This is a genomic window from Occultella glacieicola (assembly GCF_004353825.1).
Taxonomy (GTDB): Bacteria; Actinomycetota; Actinomycetes; order Actinomycetales; family Beutenbergiaceae; genus Occultella; species Occultella glacieicola.
Map to the genome: position 1 here is coordinate 1 of NZ_SMNA01000023.1, position 11,020 is coordinate 11,020.

The following is an 11,020-nucleotide window of genomic DNA, read 5'->3' on the forward strand; positions in this document are numbered from 1 at the left end:
ACCCGATCCCCTCCCAGTCCGTCCGCACCAGGCGAGACCGCGCCGTCCAAAGCTCGACCCCCTCGGCCAACCACGCCTCCCGCTCCTGCACCGACTCCATCGCCGCCTCCCCAGTTCGCCCGATCCCCGCCGACCCTGCGCTGAGGGAGATCTTGACAGCGAACACCGACATCGCTTCAAACGGGCGCGAGCCAGACTGGTGTTCCGAACGTTGCGCCACTGACCCGCGTGCTGGGTCAGTGGCGCAGCGGCGGGGCGGGCCTGCGCCGGTGGGCCCGGGTGGTGGCAGGCTGGTCGGATGCACACGCCGCACCTGAGGGTCGTCGAGTCCACCGGCTCCACGAACGCCGATCTGCTGCGGGCTGCGACGGCGGACCCCGGCGGGTGGCCGCACCTGTCCGGGATCCTGGCCCGGCACCAGCGCAGCGGCCGCGGCCGTACGGGGCGATCCTGGGACACCGACGACCACGCCGCGCTCACATTCTCGATCGTGCTGCGCCCGGACCGGCCCCGCGAGCAGTGGAGCTGGCTGCCGCTGCTCGCCGGTGTCGCGGTGCTGCGGGCCGCGGCGAGCGCGGCACCGGGGACCGCCCCGAAAGCGCGGGAGAGCGCCGGGTCCCGCGGGGCGACGGTGGGCGGGGGTGGGTCCGGCGGTACCGAACTCGCGCTGAAGTGGCCGAACGACCTGGTCCACACCCGCGGGGCCGAGGACCTGCCGGACTGGGGGCGGCTCCGGAAGGTCGGCGGTCTGCTCGCCGAGGTGCTCCCGGACGCCTCCGGCGTGGTGCTCGGCATCGGGGTGAACCTGGCCGGCGAGCGACTGCCGGTACCGTGGGCCGGCACGCTGGCCGAGATCGGGGTCGAGACCGACGCGCAGGCGCTGGCCCACCGCATCGTCGCGTCGCTCGCGGACGTGCTCGCCGACCCGGCGATCGCCGCGGACCCACGCTCCGCCGTCGGGCCCCACCTGGTGACCCTCAACACCAGGGTGCGCGTGGACCTACCGTCCGGACCGCCCGTCCAGGGCGTGGCGGCTGGTCTCGCCGCGGACGGCGCCCTGGTGGTGCACACGACGGCGGGGGAGCGGACCGTGCATGCCGGGGACGTCGCACATGTGCGGATCGGGTGACGCGCTAGCCTCGACTGCGTGAGTGACTCGACCGCGCCGTCCTCCGGCCGATCCACGATCCGGGACCAGGAGGAGCGCCTCCTGGGTGGACCTGCGACGCTCGACGTCGAGGAGATGGCGGCCGCCGTCGGGATCCCCACCCAGGTGCTGCGGATCTACTGGCGCTCGCTCGGCTTCGCGGACGTTCCCGACGGTGTCAAGCACTTCACCCAGGTCGACGTCGACGGCCTCAAGGCCATCGTGGACCTCGTCCTCACCGACGCCGTGGCGCTCGAGACCGCTCAGGACCTCGTGCGCGCGCAGGGACACAGCATGGACCGCCTGGTGCTCTGGCAGGTCGAGTCGCTGGTCGCTGACGCCCGACACCGGCACCATCTCGACGACACCAGCGCGCGGCTCGTGGTACTCGACCGGCTCGCCGAGATCGGGCCGGTGCTCCGGGACCAGCTGGGCTATGTGTGGCGCCGTCAGCTGGCCGCGCTGCTGGCCCGGATGGACAAGGACGTGGCGCTCAGCAAGGACACCTCCGCGACCGACCGGCTCCCGCTCGAGCGCGCGATCGGGTTCATCGACATCATCTCCTACACCTCCCGCGCCGCCCGGCTGGCGCCCTCGGAACTGTCGTCGCTGGTGCAGGCGTTCGAGTCCGGCGCCCGGGACGTGATCGCCGCCCACGGGGCCCGGGTGGTCAAGACGATCGGCGACGCGGTGCTCTTCGTGGCCGACGACCTCGAGACCGGCGCCATGGTCGCGACCGGCCTGCTCGAGGTGATGGACGCCCGCGGGCTGCCGATCCGGGGCTCGGTCGTGTGGGGGCGGGTGCTGTCCCGCTCCGGTGACGTGTTCGGGCCGATCGTGAACCTCGCCTCCCGGCTGAGTGACCTCGCCGGACCGGCCACGGTCCTGATGGACGACGTGAGTGCCGCGCTGCTGGAGGCCACCGACTCCGACTCGCCGTTCACGTTCGACCATCTGAAGCCGGTGGACGTCCACGGCCTCGGCGAGGTTCGGCCGGTCCGGTTGGCGCGGCGCGCCACGTCCACCCCGGCACATTGAGCACGTCACCAGTTCGTGGCACTAGCATGGGCGAGTGACCCGAGTTCTATTAGCAGAAGATGACCCGGCCATTGCCGAGCCGTTGGCGAGGGCGCTCACCCGCGAGGGCTACACGGTCTCCGTGCACGGCACCGGCCGCGGTGCGATCGACGAGGCGCCGCAGGCCGACCTGTTCGTCCTCGATCTCGGCCTGCCCGACATGGACGGCCTCGACGTGGCCCGGTGGGTCCGCAACCAGGGGCTGACCACGCCGATCCTGGTGCTCACCGCCCGCGCCGACGAGGTCGACCTCGTGGTGGGGCTGGATGCCGGTGCCGACGACTACGTCACCAAGCCGTTCCGGCTCGCCGAACTGCTGGCCCGGGTGCGGGCGCTGCTGCGCCGAGCCGGGAGCGAGGGTGGCGAGGAGGACGAGATCACCTCCCAGGACGTTCGCGTGGACATCGCCGCGCACCGGGCGTTCCAGGGCGAGCGGGAGCTCCAGCTGACCGCCAAGGAGTTCGAACTGCTCCGGGTGCTCGTCCGGGAGGCCGGGTCGGTGGTCTCCCGGGACTCGCTGATGCGCGAGGTCTGGGCCTCGGACCCGACGGGTTCCACGAAGACCCTGGACATGCACGTGTCCTGGCTGCGCCGCAAGCTCGGTGACGACGCGAACGCGCCCCGGTACATCTCCACCGTGCGGGGCATGGGCTTCCGATTCGAGAACGGGGAGCACTGACCTGCGCAGACGTGTCCTGACCGCGACCATCGCGGCGGTCACCGTCGCGGTGCTCCTGCTCGGCGTCCCGATGGCGATCTTCGGTGCCCTGATGGTCCGGGAGACCGTCGCCCAGAACATGGAACTGCGGACCCAGTCGATCTCGCGCGCCGTGGAGACCCGGCTCGCGTTCGAGACCCCGCTGGACGACGAGATGCTCGAACGCTGGGTGGTCGACGAGGAATCCAGCCTCCCGGCCGTACGGATCACGGTCACCGACCTCGACGGCACGGTCTACAGCGCCGGGCCGATGATCGACGACAAGACCTTCTCGATCTCGCAGAACACGCCTTCGGGCGCCGAGGTCGAGGTCGCGATCTCGGCCACCACGCTGTTCTGGCGCGGTGCCCAGGTGGTGGTCCTGGTGATCCTCGCGTCCGTGGTCGCGTTCGGGGTGGCCGCGCTCGTGGCGCTGTGGCAGGCCCGCCGGCTCGCCGCCCCGCTGATCTACCTGGCCGCCTCCGCCGAGCAGATCGGCTCCGGGCAGGTGCGGCCCCGGATGGAGAAGTCCGGTGTCGAGGAGATCGACCTGGTGGCCGCGGAACTGAGCCGCACCAGCGACCGGCTCGCCGGGCGGATCGCCGCCGAGCGCCAGTTCGCGGCGAACGTCAGCCACCAGCTGCGTACCCCGCTGACGGCCCTGTCGATGCGGCTCGAGGAGATCCAGCTGCTCTCCGAGGACGAGGAGGTCCGCGAGGAGGCCAGGATCTCCCTCGACCAGGTCGAGCGGCTGGTGCACGTCGTCGACGACCTGCTCAAGTCCGCCCGCAAGGCCGATGGCGGAACCACCGAGGCCCTGCACGTCGCCGATATCTTCGCGCAGCAGCAGGAGGAGTGGGGGCCGACCTTCAAGCGGGCCAAGCGCACCCTCGCCATCGGCGACCCGGGGGAGGCGTCGGTGCTCGCGACCCCGGGCGCGCTCGCCCAGGTGCTCTCGACGCTCCTGGAGAACTCCCTCAAGTACGGCGACGGCACCACCGAGGTCCGGGTCCGCCCGACCCGCGACGGCGCCGAGACCGGGGTGGTGATCGAGGTTGCCGATGAGGGCCCGGGGGTCAGCGACGAGCTGGCGCCGAAGATCTTCGACCGGCACGTCACCTCCGGCAAGGGCACCGGGCTCGGTCTTGGCCTGGCCCGCACCCTGGTCACGGCGGACGGCGGCCGGCTCGAGCTCGCGCAGCGGCGCCCCCCGATCTTCGCGATCTTCCTGAACGCGGTGCCCTCGCGGCTGGACCCGGACGTGGTCCTGCCCCCGGGATCGCTCGTGGTGGTCGGCAGGCGCCGACGGCGCCGCTGAGGGGTGGTGCTTCGCGGTGCGAGGTTCTGCCCCGGGATCTCGCTCAGGCGCGCGGGGCGGCGGCTGAACTCTCGGGGGACGGGAGGTCGGCGTCGGCCGAGGCGTCCTCGTCGGTGACGTTCGTGAACACCCAGTACCGATAGGCGAGGTAGCGGAAGATGGTGCCGAGCACGAGTCCGACCCCGTTCGCGGAGATGTTGTCCGCGAGCGGCGAGGTGAAACCGAGCAGGTAGTGGGAGACCGCGAGGCAGCCGACGCCGATCGCCATGCCGACCACGTTCACGAGCGCGAACTGCATGAGTTCCCGGCTGCGCGCAGCGGCCGTCTCCCGGCTGCGCTTGGCCGCGAACGTCCAGTACCGGTTGCCCAGCCACGCCACGACCACCGCCACCGCGACCGAGATCACCTTCGCAGTCAGCGGCTTGTGCCCGAGCAGCTCCCCGGGACCGAACCGAAGCAGGTTGAACAACCCCGTGTCGACCACGAACGCGAGAAGTCCGACCGCTCCGAACCGCATCATCTCGGTGAACCAGGACCACATCCGGGCCCGGTCGCGCCAGATCGGCACGGCTCGGGACGACTGCGTCGGAGCCGCGGATCGGGACGGGGTCACCCCACGAGGATACCCGCCATTACGCTGGACCCCCATGGGACCAGTGGTAGCCGTCGTCGGGGGCGGGCAGTTGGCACGCATGATGGCCGAGCCGGCGGGTGCGCTGCAGATCCGGCTGCGCGCCCTCGTGGAGGCGGCCGACGGTGCGGCGGCGCAAGTCATCCCGGACGCTCCGGTGGGTGCGGCGGACGACCTCGAGGCGGTCGTCGCGGTCGCGGCGGGCGCTGACGTGCTCACGTTCGAGCATGAGCACGTGCCACAGGACCTGCTCACCCGGCTGATCGCCGACGGCGTGAACATCCAGCCCGGCCCGGGAGCGCTGCGCCACGCCCAGGACAAGATCGTCATGCGCACCCGGCTCACCGAGCTCGGGGTGCCGTGCCCGCGGTGGGCCGCCGTCGCCACCCCGGAGGAACTGACCGCGTTCGGCGACCGGGTCGGCTGGCCGGTGATCGCGAAGACCCCGGTGGGCGGCTACGACGGCAAGGGCGTGCTCGTGGTCCATGACGCCACGGAGGCGGCCCACTGGCTCGACGGCGACCACGGCCAGATCCTCGTGGAGGAGCGGGTCGGCTTCCGGCGTGAGCTGGCCGCCCTCGTCGCCCGGCGGCCGAGCGGGCAGATGGCCACCTGGCCGGTGGTCGAGACCATCCAGGAGAACGGCGTCTGCGCCGAGGTGGTCGCCCCGGCGCCGGACCTGCCCGAGCACGTCGCCGAGGACGCGCTCGACGTCGCCCGCACGATCGCCGAGGGCCTGGACGTGACCGGGGTGCTCGCCGTCGAGATGTTCGAGGCAGCCGACGGCGTGCTGCTCGTCAACGAACTCGCGATGCGCCCGCACAACAGCGGCCACTTCAGCCTGGACGGCTCGGTGACCAGCCAGTTCGAGCAGCACCTGCGGGCGGTGCTCGACCTGCCGCTCGGCGACACCAGTGCGACCGCGCCGTGGTCGGTCATGGTGAACCTGCTCGGCTCCGAGCTCGCGGACCCGGCCTCGGCCTACCCGGACCTGATGGCGGCCTTCCCCGACGCGAAGGTGCACCTGTACGGAAAGTCGGTCCGACCGGGCCGCAAACTCGGCCACGTGACGGTGACCGGCACGGACCTCGCCGAGGTCCGCCGTCGGGCCCGTGCCGGCGCCGCCATCCTGGGAGGGACCCCCGCATGAGCACGAACCGAACCGTCGCCGTCGTGATGGGCTCCGACTCGGACTGGCCGGTGATGAAGGAGGCCGCAGACGCCCTCGCGGAGTTCGGACTCGAACCCGAGGTGGACGTGATCTCGGCGCACCGGATGCCCCAGGACATGATCGCGTTCGGGCAGGAGGCCGCGGGCCGCGGGATCGGCGTGATCATCGCCGGCGCCGGGGGAGCCGCCCACCTGCCGGGGATGCTCGCCGCCGTCACGCCGTTGCCCGTGATCGGGGTGCCGGTACCGCTGAAGCACCTGGACGGGATGGACTCGCTGCTGTCGATCGTGCAGATGCCGGCCGGGGTGCCCGTGGCCACCGTGTCCGTCGGCGGTGCCCGCAACGCCGGGCTGCTCGCGGTGCGGATCCTCGCCGCGGGGGCCGACGACGGTGCCGCAGCCCTCCGCGAGAAGATGGTCACGTTCCAGGAGGGGTTGCGTCAGGCGGCGCTGGACAAGGGCGCGCGCCTGCGCGCCTCGCGCACGCAGCGCACCGGCTTCGGCGTCTGATCCAGACGGTATTCGGGACGACGGGGTCCACATGTCATGTTGACCAGTCTGGTCCTCGGGGTCGTGGGCATGAACGCCTTCGCGCTCGTGCTGATCCTGGTGCGCGCCCCGATGTTCCACGCGCGGCTCTACACGCCGATGCTCTGGAACGTGACGCTGTCGGTCGCGCCGGTGCTCCTGATGGGGCTGCTGCTGGTGGTCGTGCCGCTGCTGGTCGGGGTGCAGGTGTGGCTCGCCGTGGTCGCCGGAGTGATCCTCGGGGTGGGCTGGCTGCTCCTGCTGCCGAACGCCGGCTACCTGATCACGGAGCTGAACATGTCCCACCGGCGCGAGGAGGAGACCGTGCCGATGTGGTTCGACGTGGTACAGGTGATCTCGCTCGCGATGTCCGGGGTGCTGAACACCGTCCTCAACGTGTTCCTCGCGCAACTGTTGTTCGTGCTACTCGTCTACGGTGACGTGGCCGCCCCGCTGCAGGCGCCGGTGCCCCGGCTGATCGTGGTCGCGATCCTGCTCGCGGTCTCGTTCGGCATGTACCTCGGTCGGCACGTGCGGCTGAACAGCTGGGACGTACGGCACCCGACGTCGCTGGTGCGCAAGGTGGCCACCCACCTGCGTGGGCCCGGACGGTTGCGCAGCGTCACCGCGTTCGTGGTCCTCTACACGGTGTTCCTCGGCCTGATGTATCTGGCCGTGGCCGGTCCGGTGGTCGAGGGGCTCGTGCTGCTCGAGGTGCAGCGCGGCTGAGCACCGGGTGGGCCACCGGAGCGGTTCAGGCAGCGGTCGTCGACGCCGGGACCTCGGCCGGGACGAAGAACGCTCGCGGACCGGACCCCAGCTCGAGGACCCGCAACATCCGCAGCGCGGCCACGATGGCCACGACGCAAGCGCTCATCTCGAGCCCCTCCTCCAGGGCCGTCACCGCGGCGTACGCGGCGCCCACGCCGTAGGCGCCCTCGATCCACCCGGAGAAGGCCTCGACCACCACGGCCCCCAGTCCGTACATGAGCACTGCGATCCGGAGCAGCCACGCCGTCCGGTGTGGTTTCCGCGCGGTCCACCACCAGACCAGCGCGATCCCGCCGAGCGCGATCACCAGGCCGGGCAGCACCCAGGAGTAGGTGGGCAGCGACGCGGGGGTGTTCTCGACGAGCCAGGCACCCACCGCCCGCAGCCGCTCGTGCAGCTTGAGCACCTCGTCGGTGGCCAGGGCCAGGGCCAGCACCGCGGCGACGATCCAACCGAGGCGCCCGTGGCGCGGATTCAGCCCCGCGACGAGCAGGCACGCGGTGCCCACCCCGAGCAGCAGTGACGCGTTCCACATCGTGGGAAGATTGGTCTCGAGGTTCACGTCGAACAGGCCGACGTACGGCGCCGGGCGTTCGGGCGTCGAGAGGGCCTTCAGGACCAGGTTGATCGCGACCAGGGCGAGGGTGCCGCCCATGAGTGCGGCGATCAGCACGCGCAGGTCCAGGTCCCGGGCGCCGTCCTCGGGTGGGGTCGGCTCGGCGCCGGACGGGGCTCGACCGTCCTCGGTCTGGTTGCTCATGGTGAACTCCTGTGGCGCCGCTGATCGGTTGACGATAACGCGTGCGCGGACCGTCGGTGGCCTGCCACTCCGGTGCTCACGCCGGGCAGGCTCACCCGTGCGACTCAGGCGGCCGGCGTCACCACGTAGACCACCTGGGTGTCGGAGGCGATCAGCTTGACGTCGTAGGCGTCGGAGCTGAGTTGGCCGATGAGTCCGCCGTCGTGGGTGATCACGTTGTCCACCGTGAAACCGGCCTCCTCCAGGGCGGTGCGGGCAGCGGCGCCGGAGTCCGTCGCGGACACCAGGGCCACCCACGTGGTGGTGCCGTCGGCGTCTGTGCGCGCCGCCCCGCGGGTCTGGCCCTCCACCACGACGACGTCCGCGGGGAAGCCCTCGGGCAGCCCGTCGCTGAGGTCGAGGCCGTCCACGGCCTCCTCGATGGCGCGCTCGACGGCGTCCCCGGCGGCTCCGGAGATCGCGTCGCAGCCGGCGACGGCTCCGGTGGCGAGCAGCGCCAGCAGCAGGGCGCCGAGTCGGCGCCGGACCTCGAGGTGTCTCATGACGGCGATTCTACGGTTGCTGCCGGGTAGTCCTGCCCGTGGTCGGCTCGCACGCCCGGGCGCCGGTTCCACTAGGTTCCGGACCATGCCTAGCTTGTCTGTTGCCACGCTCCAGCAGGAGCTCAGTGATCCCAACGTCTTCGCCAAGCGGGTCAAGGTCACTCGCGGCTCCACCGGACTCGCCGCCCTGTGCCTGATGATCGCTGCGGTGCTGGCCCTGTGGAACCTGCGCTCCACGCTGCGCACGCTCGACAACGACCTGTCCGCCATCGGGTCGGCACGGTTCTGGACCGTGTTCTGGTCCACCAACGGCGCGGACCAGGTGGTCTCCTACTGGCTGTACGCGGTGGTCTACGGCCCGGTGGTGCTGGGCGTCATCGGGCTCCTCGCGCTCGCGTACTCCCTGGTCTCGCGCCGAGCGGCCCAGCGCGCGCTCTACGAGGACTTCCGACGGCGCGGGTACGTGGCCATCGGCACCCCGATCGGGCTCAGCGTGCGCGTGGACCGCAAGAGCCCGCCGCGCGAGGTGCACCTGCTCAGCCACCCCTCGTTCAGCGAGCAGGCGAACCTGGAACTGGCGCAGTCGATCCAGGGTCAGGTGTTCCACGGCGGGCCGCGGGTCACCCAGTGGGAGAAGGACCTGCGCCAGGCCGGTGTGCTGGCCCGGCCGGTGCCGGCCGACCGGTTCTTCCCTGGTACCCCGCCGGGGCCGATGCTCGGAACCGGGGAGAAACTCCACAGCGGCGTCGTGGTGATCGACTCCGAGAAGCCGGGCGGCAAGCCCGCCTCGTACCCCCTGCGCTGACGCTCGCGGCGGTCTCAGCCCAGTCCCAGCAGCGGACCCTCGATCGCCGGGCAGGTGTCCATCACGACGTCCAGTCCGGCGGCCTCGGCCCGCTGGGCCGCGGCCTCGTCGACGATGTCCAGCTGTAGCCAGACGGCCTTGGCCCCACGGGCGATGGCCTGGTCCACGACGTCGCCGGCGAGCGAGGCGTTCACGAACACGTCGACGACGTCGATGTCGCCGGGGATGTCCGCGAGTCTCGCATAGCCCGGTTCGCCGTGCACGGTCTCGGCCTTCGGGTGCACCGGTACGATCCGCTGACCGAGCACCCGCTGCAGGTACCGGGACACGCCGTACGCGGCCCGCGCGGTGTTCGAGGACAGGCCCACGACCGCCCAGCGGCCCGGAGTGGTGAGCAGCCGCCGGACGACGGCGGGATCGTTGGTGTGCGTCATGGCGTCCAGCGAACCACAGTGCGCGGGTCCGGGCCTGCCGGCTCCGGTCCGGCTCGGGCCCGGTCAGGGTCGGGCCTGGTCCGGTTCAGGTCTGGTTCAGGTCCGCCGTGGTGACCGTGCCATCGGCCACCGACGCGAAGAACGCGTCCACGCGGTCGGGATCGAGCCGGACGGTCTCGCCGATCCCGCCGGGCCGGTAGGCCAGGTCGGCGATCGGCGGGGCACCCCGGACCCCGTCGGCGCCAGTGGCGGCGCGGAACGCGAGGGCCATCTGGGCCATGTCGATGATGCCCGTGTCCTCATCGACGAGCAGGGCGGCCAGGCCCGCGTCGGCGAGGCGTACCTGCTCGCCCGGCTGGAACGCCAGGGAGGGCTGCGCGACGGCGGAGGTCACCGCCTGGATCACCTGCTGTTGGCGCTGGGTGCGGCCGATGTCGCCGAGCGGGTCCGCCTTGCGCATCCGCGCGAAGGCCAGGGCCGTCTCGCCGTCGGCCACGTGACAGCCGGCCGTCCACTCCAGGCCGCTGTCCGCATCGCTGACGTCGTAGTCGAGGCAGAGTTCCACACCGCCGACGGCGTCGACGATGTCCGCGACCCCGCCCATCCCGATCTCGATGTAGTGGTCCACCTCGATGCCGGTGAGGCCCTCGACGGTGGCGACCAGCAGCTCGGGCCCCCCGAACGAGAACGCGGCGTTGAGCTTGTTCGGGCCGTAACCGGGGATCTCGACGAACGTGTCCCGGGGCAGCGAGATCATCGAGGTCGCCCCGCTCGGCGGCACCGTGATCAGGATCATCGTGTCGGCGCGCTGGCCGGCGGTGGTGTCGCCGCCCAGTTGACCGTCGGCGCGCGAGTCCGAACCGGCCAGCAGGTACGTGGTGCCGGCCGTGCTCAGGGTGCTGGCGGCGAGCGCGTCGGTGTGCTGGATCTTCCCGTTCGCCCAGATCAGCAGTCCGACCGGCCACGCCATCACCAGAACCAGCACGATGACGAGGACCGCGACGATCCGGCGGCCACGGCGTCGCGGTCGACGGGCCTTCGGGGCAATCTCGGCGCCGCCGGTCGGGCCGGTGCCGCCGGGCGGCCGGGTGCCGCCGCCAGGGGTGGGGCCGTCACCGCGGCGCGGCGGGCGCCGCGCGG

13 protein-coding genes are annotated in these 11,020 nt (G+C 71.9%); 8 read left to right on the plus strand and 5 right to left on the minus strand.

Annotated features, from left to right (window positions below; all coding sequences use genetic code 11):
- Window positions 1-298 precede the first annotated feature (298 nt).
- From EXU48_RS24295 to EXU48_RS24310, 4 genes are read left to right on the plus strand one after another with little or no spacing between them, the layout of a single operon-like run.
- Window positions 299-1,129 (plus strand): biotin--[acetyl-CoA-carboxylase] ligase, encoded by an 831-nt coding sequence (locus EXU48_RS24295; RefSeq protein WP_133110286.1) that lies wholly within the window; start codon window positions 299-301, stop codon window positions 1,127-1,129.
- An 18-nt stretch (window positions 1,130-1,147) separates the two neighbouring features.
- Window positions 1,148-2,185 (plus strand): adenylate/guanylate cyclase domain-containing protein, encoded by a 1,038-nt coding sequence (locus EXU48_RS24300; protein ID WP_133110287.1) that lies wholly within the window; start codon window positions 1,148-1,150, stop codon window positions 2,183-2,185.
- A gap of 34 nt (window positions 2,186-2,219) precedes the next feature.
- The gene (locus EXU48_RS24305) at window positions 2,220-2,903 is read left to right on the plus strand and encodes a response regulator transcription factor (protein ID WP_133110288.1); all 684 of its coding nucleotides are present in this window, start codon (window positions 2,220-2,222) and stop codon (window positions 2,901-2,903) included.
- A gap of 49 nt (window positions 2,904-2,952) precedes the next feature.
- The gene (locus EXU48_RS24310; protein WP_328591674.1) at window positions 2,953-4,239 is read left to right on the plus strand and encodes an ATP-binding protein; all 1,287 of its coding nucleotides are present in this window, start codon (window positions 2,953-2,955) and stop codon (window positions 4,237-4,239) included.
- 43 nt (window positions 4,240-4,282) lie between these two features.
- On the opposite strand, the gene EXU48_RS24315 is transcribed toward EXU48_RS24310, so the two are convergent.
- Window positions 4,283-4,852, minus strand: coding sequence for a GtrA family protein (locus tag EXU48_RS24315; protein WP_235857254.1), 570 nt, complete (start codon window positions 4,850-4,852; stop codon window positions 4,283-4,285).
- A 34-nt stretch (window positions 4,853-4,886) separates the two neighbouring features.
- Between EXU48_RS24315 and EXU48_RS24320 the strand changes: the two genes are divergently transcribed.
- Genes EXU48_RS24320 through EXU48_RS24330 form a run of 3 tightly spaced genes read left to right on the plus strand, consistent with a single transcriptional unit; the run spans window position 4,887 to window position 7,297 of the window.
- Window positions 4,887-6,020, plus strand: coding sequence for a 5-(carboxyamino)imidazole ribonucleotide synthase (locus tag EXU48_RS24320; protein WP_133110290.1), 1,134 nt, complete (start codon window positions 4,887-4,889; stop codon window positions 6,018-6,020).
- Entirely contained in the window at window positions 6,017-6,550 is a 534-nt protein-coding gene (gene purE, locus EXU48_RS24325) for a 5-(carboxyamino)imidazole ribonucleotide mutase (RefSeq protein ID WP_133110291.1), read from the plus strand. The genes EXU48_RS24320 and purE overlap by 4 nt, the downstream gene beginning before the upstream one ends.
- A gap of 36 nt (window positions 6,551-6,586) precedes the next feature.
- A complete protein-coding gene (locus EXU48_RS24330) occupies window positions 6,587-7,297 on the plus strand; it encodes a DUF1361 domain-containing protein (RefSeq protein WP_133110292.1) in 711 nt (236 codons plus the stop codon).
- Between the two features lie 25 nt (window positions 7,298-7,322).
- On the opposite strand, the gene EXU48_RS24335 is transcribed toward EXU48_RS24330, so the two are convergent.
- Both EXU48_RS24335 and EXU48_RS24340 read right to left on the minus strand, forming a co-directional pair.
- Window positions 7,323-8,099 carry a hypothetical protein gene (locus tag EXU48_RS24335; RefSeq protein ID WP_133110293.1) on the minus strand — a complete coding sequence of 259 codons (777 nt, stop codon included), beginning with the start codon at window positions 8,097-8,099 and terminating at the stop codon, window positions 7,323-7,325.
- A 104-nt stretch (window positions 8,100-8,203) separates the two neighbouring features.
- A complete protein-coding gene (locus EXU48_RS24340) occupies window positions 8,204-8,641 on the minus strand; it encodes a hypothetical protein (RefSeq protein ID WP_133110294.1) in 438 nt (145 codons plus the stop codon).
- A gap of 94 nt (window positions 8,642-8,735) precedes the next feature.
- Between EXU48_RS24340 and EXU48_RS24345 the strand changes: the two genes are divergently transcribed.
- The gene (locus tag EXU48_RS24345; RefSeq protein WP_133110295.1) at window positions 8,736-9,446 is read left to right on the plus strand and encodes a hypothetical protein; all 711 of its coding nucleotides are present in this window, start codon (window positions 8,736-8,738) and stop codon (window positions 9,444-9,446) included.
- Window positions 9,447-9,460: 14 nt separating this feature from the next.
- Here EXU48_RS24345 and EXU48_RS24350 read toward each other — a convergent pair whose 3' ends face one another.
- Both EXU48_RS24350 and EXU48_RS24355 read right to left on the minus strand, forming a co-directional pair.
- Complete coding sequence (locus EXU48_RS24350) at window positions 9,461-9,880, minus strand: CoA-binding protein (RefSeq protein ID WP_133110296.1); 420 nt, start codon at window positions 9,878-9,880, stop codon at window positions 9,461-9,463.
- A gap of 85 nt (window positions 9,881-9,965) precedes the next feature.
- Window positions 9,966-11,020: LCP family protein (locus EXU48_RS24355; RefSeq protein WP_407938781.1), on the minus strand; the 1,055-nt coding region annotated here is incomplete at its 5' end.